Origin of the sequence: Microcoleus sp. (assembly GCF_041354475.1) — a bacterium.
GTDB lineage: Bacteria > Cyanobacteriota > Cyanobacteriia > Cyanobacteriales > Microcoleaceae > Microcoleus.
The window spans coordinates 31,214-54,955 of the sequence record NZ_JBGJZU010000039.1 but is presented as its reverse complement, the minus strand read 5'-3'; the positions used below and the strand labels follow the sequence as shown (position 1 = coordinate 54,955).

Sequence of the window (23,742 nt, the reverse complement as noted above, 5' to 3'; positions counted from 1 at the left end):
ATTTGAATGCAGCCATTAATTTATCGCGGTTGGCTAAACCGTGAAAGCTTGCCCAGGGATAGCCGCTCCCATGCTCCCAATGAAGCAAGAAGCAAATGTCTAGACTTGTCTAGGATTTGTATAGCAGCGAAAGAAACAAGAAATTTGACGGGGGAGTCGATCGCACCAATCACAAGTTAAAAGCAAAATTTACAAATTGAAGCTGACAGGTAGTTGCAGCTTAACACCAGCTTTCAATTTTTGGTGACTGATTGTCTATTATAATAAGTAGCAATTATCTCAAAAAACGACTACCCAAGACAGTCTAATGCTCAAAGGTCAAAAAATACTCTGTCCCCAAAAAGATCTGTGAGCGTTAACAGAATCTACCAAAATCATCGTAGAACAACTGCTGCAATTATCAAACAACCTGTTGAAAGTTGTCACCTATGAGACCCACAGAAATAATTTACTGATGGTCATCCACTCAAATCAAGAAATCGAAAGTTTCATCAAACTCAAGGGAGATCGTCAATTAGCCCTTACTTAGGAACTTAAACACTGAATGTCAGATAGAACCCAACTCGAATATACCTTGGCTCAGTCTACAGCCACTCCAGGTGCATCCCCAGACCCAACCCGCCCCCTAGCTTTGACCATTGCCCGTGCTGCCGAAGACCGCAAAGGGGATGATATTGTCTTGCTTCGGGTATCAGAAGTGTGCTACTTAGCAGATTACTTTGCGATCGTCACCGGATTTTCCAACGTGCAGGTACGAGCTATCTCCCAAGCGATCGCCGACCAAGTAGAAGCAGAATGGGATCGCTTGCCACTGCGCATAGAAGGGCAATCAGATGCCAGTTGGGTAGTGATGGACTACGGCGACGCGATCGTACACATCTTGAAACCTCAAGAGCGTGAATTCTACAATTTAGAAGCGTTCTGGGGACACGCCGAACGCATTGACTTTTCTGTCGCGCCGAGAGGTTGATTAACAGTAAGACTTTTTCTGACATTTGGTAACAATCACTTACATTTGCCCAAGGTCTTGATGTCATGTAGAATGAATTTAGCCGCTCGGATTTAGGTGAAAAACCTTGGTAGTAAGCAACCTCTATCTAAATAAGTTGCCTCTACAGTATCAAAGCAAATAATCAAAGTGGCTAAATGCGGTCACGCGAAAACCAAGCTGAACGCTCATAGTACAAGTGCTTGTAGAGATTTCTACGGGCATTGGTTGATACGCCTTAGTTGAGAACTGATCTCAACTTATGTATTTGTTAGCAAACGTTAGCAAAAAAGTATCGGATAGCTAATGTGAAAGACACTTCTGTTTCTATTTGTCCTGTTCCCCAAGAACAGCGACCACTCAATGAATACCAAGAACTCAAAGAGTCCTGGTTTTTTAGTTGGGCAACCCTGAGTTGGCGGCAGTATTTGACAAAACTGGCTTGGGTGTGGGGTTGGAGTTGCTTGGTATCCGGGCCGATAGCTGCTGCTAGTTTTGTTCCGGTCAAGTATCCAGTTCAGTTTGCCCTTAGTGGTGCCGCTGGTGCCACTTTTATTCTAGGATTAGCTTTGCTGCGACTGTACTTGGGTTGGTTTTATGTGCGATCGCGCCTTTCTAACCCCACAGTCGTCTACGAAGAATCCGGCTGGTATGACGGTCAATCCTGGGTGAAAACTCCTGAAGTCTTGCTTCAAGACCAGTTAATTGTCAACTACCAGCTAGAACCTATTCTGAAGCGTCTGCGGCAGACATTTTATGGTTTGACGGTATTCCTGGTTGCCGGGGGAGTAATTTGGAGTTTTTTGTAATCGGCAATGGGTTCTGGGGGATTATTGAGTTGTGAGCGATCGGTTTTGGCTGCAAGATCCAATTTGTAACTGACAAATCGCAACTGATAAATTACACTCACAATTCATAAATTCCTCAAGCCCAATCTAAAATCTAAACTCTAAAATCTAAAATTGATATGACAAGGGGAAAACGAACCCAAGCTCCAGAACTGGAAGTCAGACTGCTGCGCGAAGGTATTGTGGAATCTAAGCACCGAGTCCAGGCTGCTGTCTGCGACAATCGCGGCCGCGTTCTGTCCGTTGCTGGTAACTCGGAAACGGCAACCTTTGTCCGTTCTTCACTCAAACCTTTTCAAGCTTTGGCGGTGACAGCGACCGGTACTTTAGAACGCTACGAACTCACGGATCGAGACTTAGCGATTATGTGCAGTTCTCATCAAGGTACGATCGAGCAATCACGACAGGTGTTTAACGTCCTATGGCGCTGCGACATTGACCCTTCTAAACTGCAATGCCCGATTCCTGAAGGTAAAAAGAGTTCCCTGCAATACAACTGTTCCGGCAAACACGCCGGAATGCTGGCAGTGTGTCAGCAACTGCACTGGCCGCTGGAAACTTATTTGCGGCGCAAACATCCCGTCCAGCAGCTTATTTTGGGCAAGGTGGCTGACTTACTGGCAATGCCAGCCGAAGAGTTTATCAGCGCTCGCGACGACTGTGGCGCTCCTACCTATTTATTGCAGTTGGGGCAAATGGCTGCTCTCTACGCTAAGTTGGCCAGTGGTGACAATGTGGATATGGAGCGGATTGTTCGCGCTATGACTCACCACCCGATGATGGTGGCTGGTGAGGGCAAATTTGACACGGAACTGATGCGCTTGACTCAAGGGGAGTTGGTGAGCAAGTCCGGTGCCGAGGGCGTGCAGTGCATTGGCCGGGTTGGCGAAGGTATGGGTTTGGCAATTAAGGTAACAGATGGGGCAAAGCGGGCTAAATATGCTGTGGCGATTCACTTGCTCAAGCAGTTGGGGTGGATCACCGCGGCGATCGCCGAAACTCTTTCGGAAACTTACATGACTCTGAGTGAATTCAAGCGCTTGGAGGTAGTCGGGGAAGTTTCCATGCTCTAAAAGTGCTGATGGCAAGCCGATTTGAGCAACCCCACCCACCCTCTCAAAAGTTTTTTTGATTTAGGGGTTGCTATTTTCCTAAAGGTATGTTTATATTAGAGAAGAGACAAAGCGACGCGGGATAGAGCAGCCTGGTAGCTCGTCGGGCTCATAACCCGAAGGTCAGTGGTTCAAATCCACTTCCCGCCACCAAATTAAATAAAACAATCCCCTATAACCCAAAAGGTTATGGGGGTTTTGTTGAATGAGACAAATAAATTCGATCGCTAAATCTGCTGGGCTTGCTGCCAATCAAAAATCAGGTTGAGTTGTTCTAGTGTAACCAGCCCGTACTGCCACAGAACCAGAGGCAGTTGACCGGCATCTTGTTCGCCGTGTCGCAGAGCTAGTGCGATCGCCGAATGGGATATCGCCAACTCCCCCTGCAAATAATCGATCAGTTGAGCCTTTCCCATCACCTTCACCGCCAGTTTTATACGCTTTTTGTAAATATATGTACCTAATCGGGCTGAATCAGAGATTTAGTTATCCTGATTCTCGGTGGATCGAGGGGAGTTTGGTGTGATGAGAAGTGCCTATAAATTGTGATATAAATGGTCACAAAAGGCGATCGCTATCACCAAAAATCAAATTATTGCAAATTCCTACAATCCTAGCTGAATCTGAACTCCCCCTCCAGTACCAGTGTCACTAGGTTTGGGAGGTAAAGGATTTGCTTGGCGCTCGGCATCGGAAGGAGTGGCGATCGAGTCCAATTGGCGATCGCTTTTGATCCGAAAAGTGTTGCTCCAGCGACTAGCTCTGATACCCAAATTACCCACGGTTTGTGGTTCACCAATCCACTGTTGGTAGTCAGAGTCAAGGGTTCTATCTTCCACCGTCCTCAGCGAATCTCCCGATAAAGTCGTTTCTGAATTTTGTGGCACTATTCGGGGTCTTTGTTGGGCTAGAACCGGCAGAGTCATACCGATTAACATGGAGCTCAGTCCCACAACAGTGCCAAGAGTAGCCATAATTACATTCACGATCGCTCCTTGTGCTAGTTGCATCCTATTATTCTGATTATATCCAGTTTAAAAAAATTCATAAACTGTCGAATTAACCAGCATCAGCCAGAAAGCCAAGCTCATAGTCCGCGGGGGGAAGCTATCCTGAAGGCGCGCCTTCTGGAAGGGTAGTCAGAAATCGCCCCTGTTGCGAAAGCGGGCGATCGGGTTAAGATAATGGTGACATAAGTAGCAAGGGTGCATCTCAATTTTGCAAATATATTCCTAGGGGCGAATTTAATCCGTGGTGCAAAAATATGAGTTTTTAACAGCAAATTACCCGAAAAAACTCTTTCAATTTCAAAATCTACCCTACTTAGGTTGCAGTTTACCGAAACATTGTGGGTTATTAAAAATTTAGCTTCATCATGCCAATCAGATATCTGACCAACCAGATTGTAACAATGTTGGGCAAAGTACCAATTCGGATCGTCCTGGTTGTGCCTTTTGCCCTCCAGACTTTTGCTGCTGTAGGTCTAACTGGGTGGCTATCGCTGCGGAACGGGCGCATAGCAGTCAACGATGTGGCTGCACAACTGCGGGCAGAAGTTACATCGCGTATCCAGCAACATATTAATAGTTATATTGCCACGCCACACCAAATCAATCAGCTAAATATTGATGCCATCCGTCTCGGTATTTTAAAAGTAGATGATTCCGCTAGTTTGCAGAAATACTTTACCAAACAAATCCAAGCCTTCGATAAAATTAGCTATATTGAATTCGGCTCAGAAAAAAAAGATTTTATTGGAGTAGAACGCCTCGCTGATGGTAATTTACAATTTCAGATTTCTAACAAATCTACTGCCTATCACTTTCAGAGCTACGCAGCATCGGAGTTAGGGACACCAAGCAAGCTGTTAAAAAGTAGTCCCAACTACGACCCTCGCATCCGCCCCTGGTACACAGCACCATTGGAAACTGGCAAACCGACTTGGAGCAAAATTTATACTTATTTTGACTCACCAAAACTAGCGATTACGGCGGCTGCACCGGTTTACGGCGAAGGGGGCGAACTGATTGGAGTAGTGGGTTCAGACTTGATACTTTCCCATATCAATAAATTCTTGAATCATCTAAAAATAGGTAAATCTGGAGAGACTTTTATTGTAGAAAGGTCTGGAGAATTGGTGGCAAATTCCACTCAGGAACCGCCATTTATTGTTAGTAATGGTGTGGCAAAACGGATTAGGGCAACGAGCAGCAATAATCCTTTGATTCGATCGACTGCTCGCTATTTGACCAAGCGCTTCGGGGATTTGAGGAAGATTAATGACACTTACCAGCTAGATTTTGCCATCGACGGGGAACGGCAATTTCTACAAGTAACGCCGCTTGCTGATGAGAGAGGGCTCGACTGGCTGATTGTGGTGGCGGTTCCTGAAGCCGATTTTATGGAAAAGATTCACAGCAACACTCGCGACACTGTGTGGCTGTGTTTCGGTGCTTTGGTGGTGGCGATCGCGATTGGTGGCTTAACTTCGAGGTGGATTGTGGTCCCAATTCAGCGTCTGAGTAAGGCTGCGGAGGATTTGTCGCGGGGAGAATGGGACTCGACGGCACTAGAACGGCAGTTGATGGCATCTGTCAAGCGCGAGGATGAGGTGGGTGTTCTGGCGCGTTCTTTTCATCGGATGGCGGGTCAGTTGGAAGAGTCTTTTACTACTCTAGAAGATCGGGTGGAATCGGCGATCGCGGACAAAACTCAATTAATTAGCTCTCTCAAAAACTCGCAGCAAAAACTCGCTATTCACCTGCATCAAACTCCTTTAGGGGCTATTGAATGGAATCTCAATTTTGAAGTAGCGGAATGGAATTTATCAGCCGAAAGAATTTTTGGCTACAACCGTTTGGAAGCTATGGGAAGTCACGGAGTCGATCTGATCGTTCCTGAAAGTGCTAAGGAGTACGTCAGGCAATTATCTATCACTTTGTTAACTAATCAAGGAGGAGTTAGTAGCATCAACGAGAACGTCAGAAAAGATGGTAAAGTTATTCTTTGCGAGTGGTACAATACTACTTTGGTGGATACTGATGGTTGTATAATCGGAGTAGCATCGCTGGTTCAAGATGTGAGTGATTTTCACAATGCTATGGCGCAGTTGCGGGCTAGCGAGGAGCGGTTTCGTCAGTTGGCAGAAAATATTCACGAGGTATTTTGGATTAGAGAACCAAATCACCAGCAGATAGTTTATGTGAGTCCAGCTTGTGAGAAAATATGGAATCGGAGCAGTCAGATTTTGTATTCTGAACCCACATCTTTTTGGGATGCGATTCATCCAGACGATCGCGATCGCATCTATGCTGCTTTTGAGAAACAGGTGCGGGGCGATTATGATGAGGAATATCGAGTAGTGCGATCGTCCGGCTCAGTCTGTTGGGTACGCGATCGGGCTTTTCCAGTACGAAATGAAACAGGAGAAATTTACCGCATCGTCGGCATTGCTGAAGACATTACCCAGCGCAAATTAGCAGAAGAATTCCAAAAAGTCGCTCAAACTGCTCAAGCAGCCAACCAAGCAAAAAGCGCATTTTTAGCCAATATGAGCCACGAATTACGAACTCCCCTCAACGCGATTATCGGCTACAGCGATCTACTCAAAGAAGATGCTGAAGACTTGGGTTGCGAAGATTTTATCCCTGACTTGTTGAAAATTCAAACTGCTGGGAAACACTTGCTATCTTTAATTAGTGACATTCTGGATATTTCTAAGATAGAAGCAGGGCGAATGGAACTATATTTAGAAACTTTCAGCCCTGCTCATTTAATTGATGAGGTAGTTTCGACAGTCGATTCCTTGGTACAGAAAAATTCTAATAAGTTTGAAGTAGATTGCGATCAAGAGTTGGGAGTGATGTATGCTGATATTACCAAAACTAGGCAAATATTACTCAACTTGCTGAGCAATGCAGCCAAATTCACTAAAGGTGGCAAGATTAAAATCAGCGTTGAAAGAGTGAAAAACCAAAGCTCAAAGCTAAACAAACAAGAAGACTCTAGCGAATGGATAGTTTTCCGCGTAGCTGATACAGGTATTGGTATTCCCCCGGAACAATTACAGCATTTATTTCAAGCTTTTATACAGGGCGATGCCTCCACCACGCGCCAGTATGGCGGCACAGGTTTAGGATTAACCATTAGTCGTCACTTTTGCCTGATGATGGGTGGGGATATTCAAGTCGAAAGTCAGTTAGGTTGCGGTTCTATTTTTACAGTGCGCTTGCCCGATCGCGTTACATTAAAAAGAGAGAGTTAAAGTCATGACTACCAAAGGATTTTAATTTTTAATTTGAGGTTTTTGTCGCCCCAAAAGTTGGGCGGTTAATACACCCCCGACAAACCCAAAAAAATGGGCTTGCCATGAAACTCCTGGCTGAGATGGTAATACTCCCCAAATTAAACTGCCGTAGAAGAAACCAACAATTAAAGATAGTAAAATTGAAGTAAAGCTACGCTCAAAGTAGCCTCGCAGCAGCAAAAAGCCGAAGTAACCAAAGATTAATCCGCTGGCGCCAATATGAACGGAATTGGGCGCGCCGGTTAACCAAACTCCCAATCCGCTAACTAGCATAGTGACGCCACTGACGACAAAAAAATCGCTAACTTCTCGTAGCATAATCAACCAACCCAATGTCACAAAAGGAACGGTATTGGCGGCTAAGTGGGCAAAACTGCCGTGTAGAAAAGGCATTAACAGGATGCCTTGAAGTCCGTCAAGGTTGCGGGGGCGCACTCCGTAGGAATTGAGCGCGCCTCGGAAGACAAATACATCGACAATCTCTATCATCCAGAAGAGGGCGACGCAGCCACCGAGAATGGCGACATGACTTTGCAATTCCCTGGTGATAGTTTTGGTATTTGGGTTGCTCATGGTTGGTGAGGGTGATGATTGACGGCTATCTATAATTGTAGGATTTTTTGAGCGATCGCTCCAGGAATAGTTAAGGCTGGGTTTCAAAGAATTTTGTAGCCAGACTCATTTGTAACTCTTATCACTTTTATCTAAAATTCCGCATTTTCACGTATGGAATAATTCACAGAAATCAGTCAGAATTAAAAGAGAACTACAAAAAGTGAGTCAACCGAATGTAGAAAGTAAAACATCAAAGGCAGAATTTCTAGCCCATAGATGAATCCTTGGTGTGGAAGTAAGGACACTTATTCGATCGCACACTCTGTCTGAAAAAAGTATTGTATTAGACAATACAACGCAATGGTCAGCAAGCCGAGCCCAAATTTTTCCTGCTACTTTCAGCATAACTGCTTTGGTGCGATCGCCCGTACCTGCAACTAGCTCTAAAATTCAAGGAACTAATTTTTTAGCCAAAAGTCATTAATTCAAGAAGTTCAATCCGGTAAAGCAAAACGGGATGCTGTAGATACTGATTGTAGATAATCTCCTAACTCTACAGAGAGTTCTTGGCACCTCGTTGTAAAAGAGGAACAGATCAAAATGAATGTATTTCAGCATACAGTACCCCACCGCACTCTGCCAATTTGGGTATGGGTTGGTAAACAAGAAACCGCCGTTAGTGTCGCTACAAATCCTCAACCTTACGGTAAAAAACCGCGCTTTGACTTATGGCATCCGCTGAAACAGTGGCTGGATAGCACCGAAATTAAAAGTCAAAAATTGGCTCGATTGTTGTGTAAGTTTATTCCGTCCCAGTGTCCCTTTGAGCGAGAAATCAAAGTTGGCGATCGCACTTTATTTCGCATTCCGCCGATGTGCAAGTTAAACCCCCTTTACGAACAAGTGGTGGGGATGCGGTTTCGAGCTTTGTGTTATTTGGCTGATGAGTGTGGCGAGGATGTGACTCCCTATTGTTAATTGTGTAACAGCGTCAATTTCTAACTCTATTTTATTTTTACTCTCCCTATTCCTTGTTGGGGAGGTTTTTTTTATTTTAAGTTTTTTTATTTTCAGATTATTCGGCGATTGAAATCGCTACTACACAAACAAAGTCGGCCTACGCCGACTAAGAGATAGATCCCCGACAACTTCTGGGAAGTCGGGGATCTAACATATCTCGCGTTTATCTACTAAAAGGAGCGAATCACTCGTTGTTCGAGAAAGAGTTTGCCATTTTTATAGACACTGAGGCTGGCTCCTGTAACAATGTAATCGTAAGCGCCATTTTTTGCCACGTAACCAGTCCCCTCTTCACTACGAGCACGCAGGGCGATCGTGCTGCCGTTACTCTTTTTCACGCCGTAGTAATATAGTTGATTTGCTTTGTTGTAGCACAGATAAATGCGAAAGTTGCTCGTCTCGTAATAGTGTTCCACTTTCTGTCCTTTGCGAACACAGAAATCGCTCACCAGTTTTTGTGGAGTGGATGCGTTAGCTATTTGTATTGTTTCAATTGGAGACTGAGTGTGAGACGCTGTTGGTGCGGTGGGATTGTTCGATTGTCCGAGAGCAAAAGTGGCCGCGGGATTGCTGGCAAATAACATTAAACCAAGTAAGCTGGTTTGTGTGACTCTTGCTGTGAAGTTCATAAGTCATTGCTTTAAAATATGTTGATGGGTCTACCCTAGATAAGTTGGATTGATTTGCGCGATCGCACATTACAGTTTTCACAATTGGCCTAAAGGAGGAAATGCCTTGATGTAATTTCTGTTTTCGCTGAGATATTGCACGATTCTCAATAAGTTTTCAAGGGCGAGTTAGAATCCCACGGTATTCGAGGAGGGAACGTATAGTGGAAATGGTCGAAAAGCCCGTTTTTGAGAATGGTGTTCTGCTGTGAGTTTCCCCACAACCGACTAGCGGGTGGACAATTTGATAACTGGCACTGCTTAATTTAAGGTGGCTGTGGCTGGGATGATTAATCGAAAGGCGATCGCCCGAACCAAGCAGAGAAGTGTTTTAAATATTGTGCGCCAACTGCGGGCGCAGATGCTAATTTCTATGAATTTCGATAAGTGCGATCGTCCGCCACGCACCCGCAACCCACGAGGGAACTGTTTACGTGTCGTTTTTGGGCTTTTCCGGCCCAGAAGGTAGATCTCCCTTTTTTTTGGCTTCTAACACCGCTGTTTCAACGATAAAAGCTATCAAACTAGCTGTGGGTCTACCTTGTCGATCGGCCCACAGTTCTAAGGATTCATATATGTAGTCGGGGAGTGTGATGTGAACGCGCTTGCTCACTGTGAATACTTGCTTTTTGCTAACGCTCCCAATCATACAAGTTTACGCCGATCGTACAAATTATATTTCAGGTTCGATCGGGATTGTCCTCTTCGTAATCCATTAAGTCTCCGGGCTTGCAATTTAGTGATTTGCAGAGAACGTTTAACGTTGCTGCGTCTATTCTGGTCAGGTAACGGCGAGTTTTGAGCCGAGAAATAGACCTGGGATTCATGCCCGTGAGGAGGGCCAGTTCTTTGTTACTGATATTCCGATCGGCCATGACAACTGCTAATCTCCACCGAATCACTGTTTAATTGCTCACAACCTTTGCAAGGCAGATGCTAGCACCTTGTAGGTCAAATTTTTTGCTGTATAGACTGTTACAGTTGTATAATAGACCGCTGCGGTTGTCAAATTGTTTTATTTGGATTAAACTAAGTATGCAAAAGTCAAAAGCCAGTCCGATGCTTTCCGAGGGCTCAGGACTGGCTATGGCTCCCATTAACAAGGAGATAAATCTATTATGCGGTATGAAAAACGTCTCAAGCCGTGGATCGTGGTTCGTTTGCTTCCGAACCTACAAAGAATCGTTATCGGTCGCTTTCGCAGTTGGTCAGATGCAGAGGGTCATTTGCGAGTTCTCAAACAACTGCTTCCTGCTGCTCGATTGACCTTAGTTTTCGATCCGATCGATTAATTTTGGTTGGGAGTTATTGAAGCGCGATCGCCCGCTTATTTGAAAAGGGCGATCGTAGATGTTGGAATCTGATCGAGAACAGGCAAGATGCCTGTTCCACAAAAAATGGTTTTTGTTGTGGGGTGGGCATCCTGCCCGCCCGTACTTTCGGGCAATGTTAAACTAGACACAAGATATGAATTGAGTTGAGGAAAAAACCGTGGTAGCTATTCTACAAGTAACAGAACAGCCAACAGCACAACGCTACTTCACTCCAGAAGAATATCTAGCCCTGGAAGAAGCAGCAGAGTACAAAAGTGAATATCGCGACGGAGTAATTATTCCCATGACAGGTGGAACTACAAATCACAATCAAATCGGTGGAAATATTTATATCGCATTAAGTCTGGGTCTCAAAAAACAGGACTATCGAGTTTTCTTCGGTGACGTGCGTCTGTGGATGACAAAAAAGCGAATTTATACTTATCCCGATGTGATGGTAATTCCGGGTAAACCTGAGTATTTCAATAATCGCAAGGATATTGTGATGAATCCTCAAGTGATTATTGAGGTTTTATCGAAATCTACGAAGGCTTACGATCGCACTGACAAGTTTAAGTTGTATCAAACGATTCCCACATTTCAAGAGTATATTCTGATTGACCAATCCCAGGTTTATGTAGAACAGTATTGCAAGTTGGCAAACAAACGGTGGTCGTATAGTCAGTATGATGAGGAAGATGCGGCGCTAGTTTTTAGTTCTTTTCAGGTTGAAGTAGCGCTGGCTGATGTTTATGAAAAGGTGGATTTTGAGGCAGAAAAGGAGCCAGAACATGAGTCTGAAGAGAGTGGGGAGGCATAAGTGCGATCGCGCTTCGTTTGAAAAGGGCGATCGCTCGCTTGTTTATTCAAGCACTTTGATGATGGTGGCGATCGGGATAAACAGTGAAAGTTCATCATCCTCTAAAGGTATGAAACCGTATTTCAAATAAAAATCTTTAGCTTGCTGATTTTTACTATCGACTATCACCGCAAATATCCCCACCTCAGAGGAGAGGCGAACTGAAGAGCGAAATGACTCCATTAACAGTTCTCTTCCTAATCCTCTCCCTGCATTGAGATAGCCACAGCAAGTTTGCCTAGACGTATTGCTGGTACTGGATAGCGAGGTAATCCTCTGCGATAATTTTCAGGTAAAGATTCGCGTTTAATTTCAGCCGTACTGACCGAATAATAGCCGGCTACATCTCCAGTTTCATCTTCTGGAATTGCCGCAAAAGTTTTAGCAATTCCTCTTTTATCATTCTGTCGGGCATATTTTTTGAGGTACTCATTTAACTCCGGTATTCCGCAGTCAAAAGCTTCTCTTTTTAGTCGGCTATCATCTATTGTACAAAAAATCCATTTCATTGTTTACCAGTTCCCGTACTTTTCCTGATGCTCTTTGATAGCTGCTTTGAGGGCGGGGTTGGGTTCCGGTGGATTTTCGATCGCAGATGCAAAGATTTCCCAATCGCGATCGCTCAACACAATTTGCTCTACTTCTATAGGTGGCTGTTTGGCTGCATTTAGAGCGATTTCTAGGAGATATTCGCCTAGACTCATAGACTTGGCGGCGGCTGCTTTTTCTAGGATTTCTTTGTGTGTTTGACTGAGGGTTAACTCTATTTTTGTTGGTGTATCGGTTGGTGTTGACATTGTTTTGTTACCAAATAGCGATCGACTAATTTTAGTGTAGCAATATCGGTCGGAGTAAGATTGCCTGATCTGATATTCTAGCAAATGGGGAAGCGATCGCGCTTGCTTGGAAAAGGGCGATCGCTCCGACAAGAGTGTTAAACTGAATCTAGCGGTCGTGTTAAGCAAGGAAAAAATAGCCGTGATGCCTATACAATAAAAAAATGTTGCTCAAATGAATAAATAATTAATATCTAATTGAAAAGACATGACTCAAAATAATTTACTGTCTCGCATTTCAATCGACTCGAATATCTGCTTTGGCAAACCCTGTATTCGCGGCCATCGCATCTGGGTTTCTCTGATTCTTGACTTTCTTGCTAGCGGCATGACTTTGGAAGAATTGCTTGAGGAATATCCGGGAATTGAACGAGAAGATGTTTTGGCTTGCATTGCTTATGGGGCTGAGTTGGCAAGAGATTGTTATGTCGAAATTCCTCTGGCTGAAAAAAAGGTAGTTTTAAAGTGAAGTTAAAACTTGATGAAAATTTGGGCAGCATCCGCGTTGTTTCGATTATATCGTTTACGATTGGATCGGAATGATTTAACCGCAGAGAGCGCAGAGGACACAGAGGAAGAGAAGAGAGAAATGAATAATTCCGATACTAGCGAACTAAGATAATTCATCCGTTACATCCGTTACAAAATCCGTTGCCGAACTTCCTTCTGCTATAAGCAAGGGCATCCACAAGAGATGCCCTCACCGCAATCCAAACTACGCCCCGACAGCTTCCTTCGCCGCGTAAAGCACCTCAGCATTAATCTTCTCAATCCCTCGTTCGCGCGCAAACTTCTCAGTATTCCGCTTCACTTTTCCGCGCACAAAACCAGGGATTTTATTCAACTCAGCTTGTCCATCCTTCGTCCAAGCCATATCAGAATCAGCCGAAATTCCCTTAGTAATCACTTCCTTCGTATCGTGGCCACCGAAGATTTCCAGCAAGTGATCTTCCATGCCCAAAGTAAAGGAATTGTAGACCAAATCTACGCACTGATTTGTGCCTTCGTAACCCAAAAATGGCTTGTAGCCGATCGGGAAATTTTGAACGTGAATCGGCGCAGCAATTACGCCGCAGGGAATATCCAACCGCTTACCGACGTGGCGTTCCATTTGGGTACCGAAAATTGCCGAAGGTTCCGCTTTGGCGATCGCATCTCCGATCGCCCCGTGATCGTCGGTAACAATCACCTCATCGCAATACTCGCTTACCTGTTCCCGGAACCAATCAGCATCGTGTTTGCAGTAGGTTCCTGCCCACACAACGTGGATTCCCATCTCGCGAGCCAAAATCTTCGTCATGGCTGCTGCGTGGGTATTATCGCCAAATACAACGGCTTTTTTGCCTGTTAAGTTTTGACAGTCGATCGACCTGGAAAACCAAGCAGCCTGAGACACAAATCTTGTTTGTTGATCGATGAAATTTTCGTAATCAACATCGGCACCTTGGGCATTCAATACTTGCTGAATTTTGCGAATACAACGGGCCGTTTCTACCACACCCATGGGGGTAATATCCACCATCGGCGTGCCGAATTCTGTTTGCAAATACTCTCCGGCCATCATCCCTAATTCGCGATAGGGAACCAGGTTAAACCATGCCCGCGGCAGTCTTTTTAAGTTATGAACTGAAGCGCCTTCGGGAATAACTTCGTTGACTTCGATGCCCAAATCTGTCATCAAACGCTTCAACTCGGTGCAGTCGTGCTGGTTGTGGAAACCCAGGGTTGACATTCCGATGATGTTGACTGATGGTTTTTCGCTTTTGGTTTCTACTAAATCGCCTTTTTTGCGGGCTTTGCTGATGTAAAATTTGACGATTTGTTCTAAAGTGCGATCGGCTGCTTGGAGTTCGTTTACCCGATAGTGGTTAACATCAGCCAACAACACATCGCCTTTGGCTTCCAATTGAGCTCGCTCCACGAAGTTTTCTAAGTCTTCTTGCAGAATGCTGGAGGTGCAAGTGGGAGTCAAAACGATTAAATCTGGGTGTTCTTCTCTGTCTTTACGGGTGATATTGTCCACCACTCGTTCCTGGGAACCGCGGGCGAGTACGTGTCTGTCAACGACGCTGGTGGTGACTGGGGTGAAGTCCCGTTCTCTTTCTAGCATGGAACGCATGACGTTGAAGTAATCGTCTCCGATGGGTGCGTGCATGATTGCATGGACGTTTTTGAAGGAACTAGCAACGCGCAGGGTGCCAATGTGGGCTGGGCCTGCGTACATCCAATAAGCCAATTTCATAGGTATTTTTCCTTGTGCTGGTTGAGAGTTGCTCGATCGGGCGATTACTGCTAAATTTTAGGGTTGTTTTCGATTCTCTCACCGAATGAATCCTTTAGAAATAGTGAGTTTCTCTAGATTTGTTGATTTGGGCGATCGGTCAAACCCTCTTCCTGCTAAGGATTTGACCCCTAAATAAAATAACTTTGCTCGGCTTTTATTGCAATAATTCTTAATGTTTTGTCAATTTTCGTTAACAGCTAGGCAAATTCAATTCCTATAACCTAGATATTAAATGCTTACATGATTCCTCACAGCTAGATATTAATCAATTTAATTGATTTTTTAGAGCCTACTATAAATACTATTAATATAGTAAAATACGCATTTATTTGAAAATTTCTTCCATACTGACGCAAAAGCTGCAAGTCTTGTGATTAATCATACAAATTCCTGAAAAATCCGGTTGGGGCGGGGAAGTCCAGAATCATTGTGCAGCGAGTATACAGCAATAATTTCATTCTTTAATCTAAAATACTATGAACTCTCTATGGCTGACTCCTGTGGATGCCAAAATCCCTACGGTGGGAGGCTACCGGTAGTGGTTTGCTGTCAAGGCCCACTTTCCCACGCATCCCAAAAAACAGCTCTTGAGTGATAATGGAGAGTAATATTAACTTAGCACACCTAATTTCAGAGAACCCAACTATGATGGCAATTCCCGGCGTTGCAGTTCTCGCTCTCATTTATGAAAGCAGCACATCCCTGGTTTACCGCGGCCGGGATGAGCAGAACAATCAGCCTGTTATTATAAAACTTATCAAAGAAGACTATCCGACTCCAGAAGAGCTGAATAGATATCGGCGCGAATATCAAATTACTGCCAGCTTAAAGTTAGACGGAGTGGTAACAGTCCACAAGTTGCTATCTGTGAGAAATAGTTTGGCAATGATTTTAGAAGATTTTGGCGGCGAATCTTTGAGAATCTTCATGGCTTCCCAAAAATTCACAATTTTAGGATTTTTAACTACGGCTATCAAAATTGCTGAAACCTTGGGAGAAATTCACGCTAAAAATGTAATTCACAAAGATATTAACCCCGGTAATATTGTTTTTAACTCAGCTACTGGCAAAGTCAAACTCATAGATTTTAGTATTTCCACTGCCAGCGAATTGGATAACATTCCCAATAAAGACCCTAATTTTTTAGAAGGTACTTTAGCCTATATGTCGCCGGAACAAACCGGTAGAATGAACCGGGTAATAGATTATCGCACCGACTTCTATTCCTTGGGTGTCACCTTCTATGAAATTCTGGCAGGACAACTCCCTTTTAACACAGCCGATCCCATGGAGTTGGTTCATTGTCATATCGCTAAACAGCCAGTACCTCTTAAGGAAATTGCACCGGAAATCCCTCAAGCTGTTTCAGATATTGTGATGAAATTGTTAGCCAAAACTGCTGATGAACGCTATCAAAGCGCCTGGGGACTGAAAGCAGATTTGGAATCTTGTCTGTTTCAGTTGCAGACATCGGGGTTGATTTCTGAGTTTACTCTCGGTAGTCAAGATATTTCTGATAAATTTAAAATTCCTCAAAAACTCTACGGTAGACAGCGAGAAGTAGAAACTCTTTTAGCAGCATTTGAACGGGTGGCAGCCACAAATTATCGCTCTTCCCGTCGCACCGAACATTCTCAAATTGCTGTGATTAATAAAGATGTAAAATCCACAGCAGAAACTTCTCAATTATTGCTAACCCGAAGAGAATATCATAAATCCCGCAGCGAGATGATGTTAATTGCTGGTTATTCCGGTATTGGCAAGTCCGCCATGGTGAAAATTTTAGAAAAACCGATTACTTGCAGACATGGATATTTTATCTGGGGTAAGTTTGACCAGTACAAACGGACGATTCCTTACTCGGCGGTTGTGATCGCTTTTTCAGAATTGGTGCGACAGCTTTTAACTGAAAGTGAAACCCAGTTAGCAGTGTGGCGGGAAAAACTTCGCAGCGCTTTCGGCCAAAATGGGCAAATTATTATTGATGTCATTCCCGAAGTAGAACTGATTGTGGGACCTCAGTCTCCTGTAGTTGAATTAGGGCCAACGGAGTCTCTAAATCGCTTTAATCTGGTTTTTCAAAATTTTATTCGCGTATTTTGTCAGCCAGAACATCCCCTGGTAATTTTTCTGGACGATTTGCAGTGGGCTGATTCGGCGACTCTCAAGTTGATCGAGTTGATGATGACAGATGAGGCTACGCAATATCTGTTTTTAATTGGGGCTTATCGCGATAATGAAGTCAGTCCCACTCATCCTTTAATGATGACTGTCGAGACGCTGCGAAATCAAGAAGCAATTGTCAATCAGATTGCTTTATTGCCACTGGGAGTGGATAATATAACTCATTTAATTGCAGAGACTTTGCATAGCGATCGAGAATCTGTCAAACCTTTAGCTGAACTTGTTGTCAGCAAAACTGATGGCAATCCTTTTTTTGTAAATCAATTTTTACACACATTATATCAGGAAGACTTGCTGGTTTTTCATCCGCCTCTGTCGGGAAATAAAGGCGGCTGGCATTGGGACATAAATCAAATAGAGCAGTGCGCCATCACTGATAATGTGGTAGATTTGATGGTGCAAAAGTTAAGAAAACTGCCTAGTTCCACTCAGCAAGTTTTGCGTTTAGTAGCTTGTTTGGGTAATGAATTTGACTTAAACACCCTGTCTTTAATTAATGAAAAAGAAGCTTCAGAAACTTTTTCCCATTTGTTACCAGCTATTAAGTCGGGATTGATTTTGCCAAGTTCGGAGTTGGAAAGTAAGTCCTTAGATTATGTGATGTTTCCGCTGTTGATTCTCAATTATAAATTTTTACATGACCGGGTACAACAAGCAGCCTATGCTTTAATTGATGATTCGGAAAAAAAAGCTGTTCACCTGAAAATAGGTAGGCAAATATTAGAAAATACTCCCACTGAATATCGGGCTGACAGAATTTTTGAATTGGTAGATCACTTGAATGTGGCTCGAACTTTAATCGGGGAAGATAAAGAATTAATTGAACTGGCGACGTTGAATTTAGATGCGGCGAGGCGAGCCAAAGATGCCACAGCTTATGTTTCAGCTTTGCAGTATTTAACCGCAGGTATGGACGGCTTGACGGAGGATATTTGGGATTCCCACTATGACTTAGCCTTTGCTTTGCATATGGAACGAGCAAATGTTGAGTATTTAAACGGTTATTTTGAAAAATCCGAAGGGTTTATCAATATAACTTTACAAAAAGCCCGATCGCCTTTAGAGAAAGTAGAAATTTACAACCTACTGATCGTACAGTACACCCTGCGCGCCAAGTACGAGGATGCAGTCAAAGCGGGCATCAAAGCCTTGAACTTGCTGGGTATCGATTTGCCCCTAGATGGGCTGCAAACCGTGATTTCTGAAGAATTTGAGGCAGCCAAGAGCATTTTGGGCGATCGCGAAATTGCTTCATTGATTGACGCCCCGGAAATGACTATCCCAGAAAAAAAAGTTGCCGTTAAATTAATCACAAATTTACTAACATCAGCCTACCTCAACAATCCAGATTTGTGGAAAGTCAGCGTTTTAAAAGGACTAAATCTTTCTCTCAAATACGGTTTAGTTCCCGAAGCATCTCTTTGTTACGCAGGTTATGGTATGTTTTTGAATGCGGTTTCAGGAGATTACAAAACCGCCTATCAATTTGCCATGCTGTCGCTGAATTTGAGCGAAAAATCTGGGAACTTGGGTCTAAAATGTCGAGCCTGTTCATCCCTAGTCAGTATTTTTCATTACTGGTTCAATCATATCAAAGAAGCTTACGCAATTAGTAATGAAGGATATCAAGCAGCCTTAGAATCTGGGGATTTAGAATATGCAGGTTATATTCTGTCTAACCGCATCGCCAATTATTTCTTTCAAGGCAGAGATATTGCCCAAGTGCTCGCAGATACCAAAGGATATTTGCAATTTAGCCAAAAAACCAAAAATCAACTGGTAACTGATACATTATTAGGAGTTGAGTTAATCCTCTGTAACCTCAGCAAACTCACTACTGACAAACTGGTTTTTGAGAACGAAGAAATTACCGAGCTTGAGTATGTATACAATTGTCAAGCCCATCAAAATTTGTACTCGCTGTGCTTGTATCAAATTCGTAAATGCCAGGTATTGTACTTGTATGGTAACTACAAGGAAGCATTACAATTAGCTTTGGAAGTAGAAAAGCAGCTTTCCTTTATTACAGGAGCTATACCCGCCACCGAATGGAATTTTTACTTTTCGTTAGTGCTAATCGCTGTCTATCCCAATGTTTCTAAGTCAGAGCAAACGCTGTATTTAGAGAAGTTAGAAAAGAATCAAAGAGAGATGAAAATTTGGGCAGATAACTGTCCAGAAAATTTTCTCCACAAGCACGTTTTAGTGCAAGCAGAAATAGCCAGAATTTCCAAAAAAGACTCAGAAGCTGTCGAATTGTACGACTTCGCCATCACTTTAGCTCAAGACAATGAGTTTGTCCAAAATGAAGCCTTGGCTAATGAACTAGCAGCCAAATATTGGTTAAATAAAGGCAAATATCAATATGCTAAAATTCACTTACGGGATGCTCATTCCTGCTACCAACGCTGGGGTGCCGCGCGAAAAGTAGATGATTTAGAACAAAAATATCCCCAGTTGCGGGAAATGACACCTCTCAACGGCAATTTTGCCCTCAACCAAACTACCACAACTATTCATACTTCTACTGGTAGCGATGCGAGGGCCTTGGATTTAGCAACAGTAATGAAGGCTTCTCTAGCAATTTCTAGCGAAATTGTCTTGGATAAGTTGCTGGGTTCTTTGATGAGGATATCGCTGGAAAATGCTGGTGCTCAATTAGGTTTTCTGATTTTAGTCAGAGATGGAAAACTTTTAATTTTAGCGAAAGCTTCAGTATTTGCCGAAGATGTCACGATGTTGCCATTTACGCCTCTTGAGGAATGTCAGGATTTACCTGTGACGGTGATTAATTATGTGGAAAGGACTCGCTCGGACTTGGTGTTGAGCAATGCGGCGACTGAGGGACTATTTACGGCAGATCCCTACATCGCCCAGCACCAACTCCAATCTATTTTGTGTACTCCCATTGTGAATCGAGGCAAACTAATCGGCATTCTTTATTTGGAAAATAATTTGACTATCGGTGCTTTTACTCCTCACAGATTGGAAGTTTTAAGGTTGCTTTCTTCCCAAGTTGCTATTTCTTTAGAAAATGCTCTGCTTTACAATTCTGTGGAGCAGAAAGTCCAAGAGCGGACGCAGGAGTTAAATGAAAAGAATGAGAGTTTAGAACAAACTTTGCGCGAGCTAAAACTCACTCAAGCTCAATTGATTCAAACCGAAAAAATGTCTAGTCTGGGGCAAATGGTGGCGGGTGTAGCTCACGAAATTAATAATCCTGTAAGTTTTATCTATGGAAATCTGACACCAGCGGGCGAATATGTCCAAGATTTGCTGAAATTGATTGAGCTTTACCAGCAGCACTATCCAGATCCTAGCGATGAAATTATGGATGAGATTGAAACTATTGAACTGGAATTTTTGATCGAAGATTTGCAAAAGTTGCTGGATTCTATGAAGGTGGGGGCTGAAAGAATTCGCGATATTGTGTTGAGTTTGCGGAATTTTTCGCGCCTAGATGAAGCGGAAATGAAGTCGGTTGATATTCATCAAGGGATTGACAGTACGGTGATGCTGTTGCAGCCTCGTCTGAGAAAGGAGGGCGGGCGTTTGGGGATTGAGGTGATTAGAAATTACGGGAATTTGCCGCTAATTACTTGTTATGCGTCGCAGTTGAATCAGGTGTTTATGAATATCTTGACCAATGCGATCGATGCGCTGTTGTTGGTCAGAGATAGCCCGGAAAATTATCAAAAAAAGCCTGCTATTACGATCGCCACGGAGGTGACAGATCGGAGTTCGGCGATCGTTAGAATCGGGGATACGGGTCCTGGGATGACGACGGAGGTGCTGCACAAGATTTTTGACCCGTTTTTTACGACTAAACCTGTGGGTTCTGGTACGGGTTTGGGATTGTCTATTTGTCACTCCATTGTGGTGAGTTCTCATGGTGGGAAATTGACTTGTGTTTCTGCACCGGGAGAGGGGAGTGAGTTTATTATTGAAATTCCCATCGCCCCACGGCAAGTGATCTAAAAAACATAGCCCATAATATCAAATCCTCTCTTCATCGGAATTATTCATCTCTCTTGTCTCTCTCTGCGTTCTGGAGCGTCCTCTGCGGTTACATCATTCCGATGCAATCGAAAACCATATAACAACAGGCTTTATCCCCCTGCTGGCACTGGAAAGTCGGGGATTTGAGCATTTTGACAGATGACTTAATTTGACTTAAAACCGAAAATTACCATAAATCACTCGATCGGGTGAGTCCCTAGCATTCGGCGAACAGGGATGCCCGATCGCTCACTTGTGTAGTACACTTGTAACTTAGCTACCTACAGAGTACAGTTTCAGATTTAAGTGTTTGCAAGGGTTCTATCTCAACAAAAATTTATGGCCAGCTTTCGGGACATCTTAAAATACTACAGCCACTACTGGAAAATTTCAGTTTTGAGCATAGGCGCATCCAGCCTTTTGGCACTAGCCGATTTGCTTGTGCCCTACGCGATCGGTCAAACATTAAACGTATTGTCGGGTAAACCTACAGATAATGTTACCCAAAAACTGATCTCCGCGATCGCCTCTGTTACCCAGCAACCAGTCAACCAAACATTATCACTAGCCGTCTTGCTGGGGTTAATTTTTGTGGTAAGTGTAGTAAAATCACCGATCGAACCTTGGGTAGGAAATTGGTTCCACTGGGTAATACCATTGACAGCGAGGCGCGATCAAATGAGAAATGCGATCGGCAAAATCCTCACCTTACCCCTAGAATTCTACGACGAAAACAACGCCGGACGGATTTCCAGTCGCATCGCCAAAGGCGTCGCTAACTACACCTGGACCTACCCAGAAATTGCTGGGGAATTCATCCCCGAAGTCGTCCGCTTAATAGGCATTTTTGCAGTCATCTGGTTAATGGAGTGGCGAATTGGCTTATTAATTTTGCTTTCCTTCCTCTTGATCCTCGGTTTCACCCTCAAAGGTTTGCAAGAGGTTACTAAGCGGGAAGAAATTCTGGATGAATACATCGAAGATACCGAAAGTCGCAACTCGGAAATTATCACCAACATCAAAACAGTCAAAGCTTTTGCGACAGAAACAGAGGAACTAAAAAGGCAAACCACCAGACTCGATCGCGAATTAAAAGTAGTGATCCACCGCATTCACAAAGGATACGTCACCCTGGGGACATACCAGCAGACATTTGTCCAGTTGTGTTTGTTTTCTGTTCTCGGTTTTAGCCTCGCAGCCACGGTGGGAGGCAAAATTTCCATCGGATATTTTGTTACCATCTACACTTTGGCAAGCATGGCCTATTCCCAACTACGGCCGATTAGCATTATCGCCGAAGTATTTGCCCGCCGCTATGCTTCCATGATCCGGTTCCATGAGTTTATGGAAACGTCAGAGGGTGTAGATGCGATTAATTTAGCAGAAAATGCTAGAGCCGCACAGCCACCTTATAAATTTACTGGTAAGGTTGAGCTTAGCGGTTTGACATTCGGTTACGACAGTGAAAAACCTGTGTTGCAGGATTTGAATTTATTGATTCATCCCCGTCAAACCATAGCATTAGTAGGGCGATCGGGTTCGGGGAAATCGACTTTAGTGAAACTGCTGTTTCGCTATTTTGAACCCAACTCCGGGCGGATTCTGATCGATGGGGAAGACATTCGCAGCTTAGATGTGACTCGTTACCGCCAGCGTTTAGCCATTGTTCACCAAGAAGTAGACGTTTTTAACGGTACTTTGCTCGAAAATCTGACTTACGGAAACAGAAGTGCCACTTTCGAGCAAGTGGAGGATGCTTGTCGCATCGCCAAAGTAGACGATTTTGTACAGTTGTTGCCCCACGGTTACTATACCGTGGTTGGGGAGCGAGGAATGCGCTTGTCCGGTGGTCAGCGACAGCGATTGGGTATTGCTAGGGCGCTGTTAGTGGAGCCGGATGTGTTAATTTTCGATGAGGCTACTTCGAGTTTGGATTATGAAAGCGAGCGATCGATCCAGATAGCCATGCGAAATATCCTCGGTACGCGCACTACCATCATTATTGCCCACCGACTCAGTACCATTCGTGAAGCCGATGCGATCGTCGTACTCGATCGCGGTAGAATCGTCGAAGTTGGCAGCCACAACGAACTTTTGAACCAACAAGGCATTTACCGGAGGCTGCACTCCCTGCAAGAAACCGGCCAGTTGCTTGATTAGTCAACGGATTTGGGAGCATCCCGATTTGGTAAGGGCGAAGCCTGACGGCTGTAAATCTCTGGTTATCACTAATAAATTGTCTGCGGTCATGCTATAGCCCCTACGAATATATTTGGAAAACACAGATGCACCCAAGGGTTTTTGATTGGGGATTGAAATTTCCCAATTCCCGATCCCGGAGTTACGGTGTCCTATAGCCCGTGCTTTACTTATATATTCCACGTATCTGATTAGTATTTTAAATGTATTGTTGCAAACCCAGAAAATAGTGATAGGGTATTTAACTGTGGTGCAAATGGGTCGATGCCCGAGCGGTTAATGGGGGCGGACTGTAAATCCGCTGGCTACGCCTACGCTAGTTCAAATCTAGCTCGGCCCACCACTTTTTAATTAAAAGTTAAAATTTAAAAGTTAAAATTTTTAATTTGATATTTTTAATTGTCTATGCCCGTATAACTCAGTGGTAGAGTACCTCCTTGGTAAGGAGGAAGTCACGAGTTCAAATCTCGTTACGGGCTTACTGCGTCCTAGTATATCTGTCAACGGTTTCAGGATCGCCAGAAAATACTTTTTCGGCTCCACTTTGGTGCTAATGGTTTTATCCATACTG

General features: G+C 43.8%; 21 protein-coding genes and 3 tRNA genes. 14 read left to right on the top strand and 10 right to left on the bottom strand.

The features are described from left to right. Nucleotides 1-544 precede the first annotated feature (544 nt). The 4 genes from rsfS (at nt 545) to ACBR23_RS15945 (ending at nt 3,101) form a co-directional block, all read left to right on the top strand. Complete coding sequence (rsfS, locus tag ACBR23_RS15960; RefSeq protein ID WP_371116442.1) at nt 545-970, top strand: ribosome silencing factor; 426 nt, start codon at nt 545-547, stop codon at nt 968-970. A gap of 326 nt (nt 971-1,296) precedes the next feature. Then, nucleotides 1,297-1,797 carry a CGLD27 family protein gene (locus ACBR23_RS15955; RefSeq protein ID WP_371116441.1) on the top strand — a complete coding sequence of 167 codons (501 nt, stop codon included), beginning with the start codon at nt 1,297-1,299 and terminating at the stop codon, nt 1,795-1,797. Nucleotides 1,798-1,955: 158 nt separating this feature from the next. Further along, nucleotides 1,956-2,909, top strand: coding sequence for an asparaginase (locus ACBR23_RS15950; protein ID WP_341736090.1), 954 nt, complete (start codon nt 1,956-1,958; stop codon nt 2,907-2,909). 115 nt (nt 2,910-3,024) lie between these two features. After that, nucleotides 3,025-3,101: transfer RNA gene (locus tag ACBR23_RS15945), tRNA-Met, on the top strand. A 74-nt stretch (nt 3,102-3,175) separates the two neighbouring features. Here ACBR23_RS15945 and ACBR23_RS15940 read toward each other — a convergent pair. Together ACBR23_RS15940 and ACBR23_RS15935 are read right to left on the bottom strand one after the other, a co-directional pair. Further along, nucleotides 3,176-3,364: a DUF2949 domain-containing protein gene (locus tag ACBR23_RS15940; protein WP_371119910.1), complete on the bottom strand. Its 189-nt coding sequence runs from the start codon at nt 3,362-3,364 to the stop codon at nt 3,176-3,178. 189 nt (nt 3,365-3,553) lie between these two features. Next, the gene (locus tag ACBR23_RS15935; RefSeq protein WP_371116439.1) at nt 3,554-3,958 is read right to left on the bottom strand and encodes a hypothetical protein; all 405 of its coding nucleotides are present in this window, start codon (nt 3,956-3,958) and stop codon (nt 3,554-3,556) included. Between the two features lie 401 nt (nt 3,959-4,359). On the opposite strand from ACBR23_RS15935, the gene ACBR23_RS15930 reads away from it, so the two are divergent. After that, nucleotides 4,360-7,212: a PAS domain S-box protein gene (locus tag ACBR23_RS15930; protein WP_371119909.1), complete on the top strand. Its 2,853-nt coding sequence runs from the start codon at nt 4,360-4,362 to the stop codon at nt 7,210-7,212. Nucleotides 7,213-7,233: 21 nt separating this feature from the next. Here the strand turns inward: ACBR23_RS15930 and ACBR23_RS15925 are convergent, their stop codons facing one another. Continuing rightward, complete coding sequence (locus tag ACBR23_RS15925; protein WP_340519656.1) at nt 7,234-7,827, bottom strand: rhomboid family intramembrane serine protease; 594 nt, start codon at nt 7,825-7,827, stop codon at nt 7,234-7,236. A gap of 271 nt (nt 7,828-8,098) precedes the next feature. Here ACBR23_RS15925 and ACBR23_RS15920 point away from each other — a divergent pair, with 271 nt between their 5' ends. Both ACBR23_RS15920 and ACBR23_RS15915 read left to right on the top strand, forming a co-directional pair. Further along, on the top strand, nt 8,099-8,293 hold the full coding sequence (locus ACBR23_RS15920) for a hypothetical protein (protein ID WP_371119908.1): 195 nt from the start codon (nt 8,099-8,101) through the stop codon (nt 8,291-8,293). A 116-nt stretch (nt 8,294-8,409) separates the two neighbouring features. Continuing rightward, nucleotides 8,410-8,787 (top strand): Mo-dependent nitrogenase C-terminal domain-containing protein, encoded by a 378-nt coding sequence (locus ACBR23_RS15915; RefSeq protein ID WP_371116436.1) that lies wholly within the window; start codon nt 8,410-8,412, stop codon nt 8,785-8,787. Between the two features lie 212 nt (nt 8,788-8,999). On the opposite strand, the gene ACBR23_RS15910 is transcribed toward ACBR23_RS15915, so the two are convergent. The 3 genes from ACBR23_RS15910 to ACBR23_RS15900 all read right to left on the bottom strand — a co-directional run bounded on the left by ACBR23_RS15910 (nt 9,000) and on the right by ACBR23_RS15900 (nt 10,399). After that, a complete protein-coding gene (locus tag ACBR23_RS15910; protein WP_371119907.1) occupies nt 9,000-9,458 on the bottom strand; it encodes a hypothetical protein in 459 nt (152 codons plus the stop codon). Between the two features lie 469 nt (nt 9,459-9,927). Then, on the bottom strand, nt 9,928-10,146 hold the full coding sequence (locus ACBR23_RS15905; RefSeq protein WP_371116434.1) for a hypothetical protein: 219 nt from the start codon (nt 10,144-10,146) through the stop codon (nt 9,928-9,930). Nucleotides 10,147-10,177: 31 nt separating this feature from the next. After that, the gene (locus tag ACBR23_RS15900; protein WP_340519645.1) at nt 10,178-10,399 is read right to left on the bottom strand and encodes a helix-turn-helix transcriptional regulator; all 222 of its coding nucleotides are present in this window, start codon (nt 10,397-10,399) and stop codon (nt 10,178-10,180) included. 216 nt (nt 10,400-10,615) lie between these two features. On the opposite strand from ACBR23_RS15900, the gene ACBR23_RS15895 reads away from it, so the two are divergent. Both ACBR23_RS15895 and ACBR23_RS15890 read left to right on the top strand, forming a co-directional pair. Then, a complete protein-coding gene (locus tag ACBR23_RS15895; RefSeq protein WP_371116432.1) occupies nt 10,616-10,789 on the top strand; it encodes a hypothetical protein in 174 nt (57 codons plus the stop codon). Nucleotides 10,790-10,988: 199 nt separating this feature from the next. Beyond that, on the top strand, nt 10,989-11,630 hold the full coding sequence (locus ACBR23_RS15890; protein ID WP_371116431.1) for a Uma2 family endonuclease: 642 nt from the start codon (nt 10,989-10,991) through the stop codon (nt 11,628-11,630). A 42-nt stretch (nt 11,631-11,672) separates the two neighbouring features. On the opposite strand, the gene ACBR23_RS15885 is transcribed toward ACBR23_RS15890, so the two are convergent. Genes ACBR23_RS15885 through ACBR23_RS15875 form a run of 3 tightly spaced genes read right to left on the bottom strand, consistent with a single transcriptional unit; the run spans nt 11,673 to nt 12,634 of the window. Beyond that, nucleotides 11,673-11,852: a hypothetical protein gene (locus tag ACBR23_RS15885; RefSeq protein WP_371119906.1), complete on the bottom strand. Its 180-nt coding sequence runs from the start codon at nt 11,850-11,852 to the stop codon at nt 11,673-11,675. Nucleotides 11,853-11,866: 14 nt separating this feature from the next. Further along, a complete protein-coding gene (locus tag ACBR23_RS15880; RefSeq protein WP_371119905.1) occupies nt 11,867-12,178 on the bottom strand; it encodes a hypothetical protein in 312 nt (103 codons plus the stop codon). A gap of 3 nt (nt 12,179-12,181) precedes the next feature. Continuing rightward, entirely contained in the window at nt 12,182-12,634 is a 453-nt protein-coding gene (locus tag ACBR23_RS15875) for a DUF1778 domain-containing protein (RefSeq protein ID WP_371116429.1), read from the bottom strand. Between the two features lie 79 nt (nt 12,635-12,713). On the opposite strand from ACBR23_RS15875, the gene ACBR23_RS15870 reads away from it, so the two are divergent. Continuing rightward, a complete protein-coding gene (locus ACBR23_RS15870) occupies nt 12,714-12,974 on the top strand; it encodes a DUF433 domain-containing protein (protein ID WP_371116428.1) in 261 nt (86 codons plus the stop codon). Between the two features lie 246 nt (nt 12,975-13,220). On the opposite strand, the gene bchB is transcribed toward ACBR23_RS15870, so the two are convergent. After that, the gene (bchB, locus tag ACBR23_RS15865) at nt 13,221-14,747 is read right to left on the bottom strand and encodes a ferredoxin:protochlorophyllide reductase (ATP-dependent) subunit B (RefSeq protein ID WP_371119904.1); all 1,527 of its coding nucleotides are present in this window, start codon (nt 14,745-14,747) and stop codon (nt 13,221-13,223) included. A gap of 687 nt (nt 14,748-15,434) precedes the next feature. Between bchB and ACBR23_RS15860 the strand changes: the two genes are divergently transcribed. The 4 genes from ACBR23_RS15860 (at nt 15,435) to ACBR23_RS15845 (ending at nt 23,650) form a co-directional block, all read left to right on the top strand. Further along, nucleotides 15,435-20,951 carry an AAA family ATPase gene (locus tag ACBR23_RS15860; RefSeq protein WP_371119903.1) on the top strand — a complete coding sequence of 1,839 codons (5,517 nt, stop codon included), beginning with the start codon at nt 15,435-15,437 and terminating at the stop codon, nt 20,949-20,951. Between the two features lie 360 nt (nt 20,952-21,311). Then, a complete protein-coding gene (locus ACBR23_RS15855) occupies nt 21,312-23,132 on the top strand; it encodes an ABC transporter ATP-binding protein (protein ID WP_341736077.1) in 1,821 nt (606 codons plus the stop codon). Between the two features lie 297 nt (nt 23,133-23,429). Beyond that, nucleotides 23,430-23,514, top strand: a tRNA-Tyr gene (locus ACBR23_RS15850). Nucleotides 23,515-23,578: 64 nt separating this feature from the next. Next, nucleotides 23,579-23,650, top strand: a tRNA-Thr gene (locus tag ACBR23_RS15845). Nucleotides 23,651-23,742: the final 92 nt, after the last annotated feature.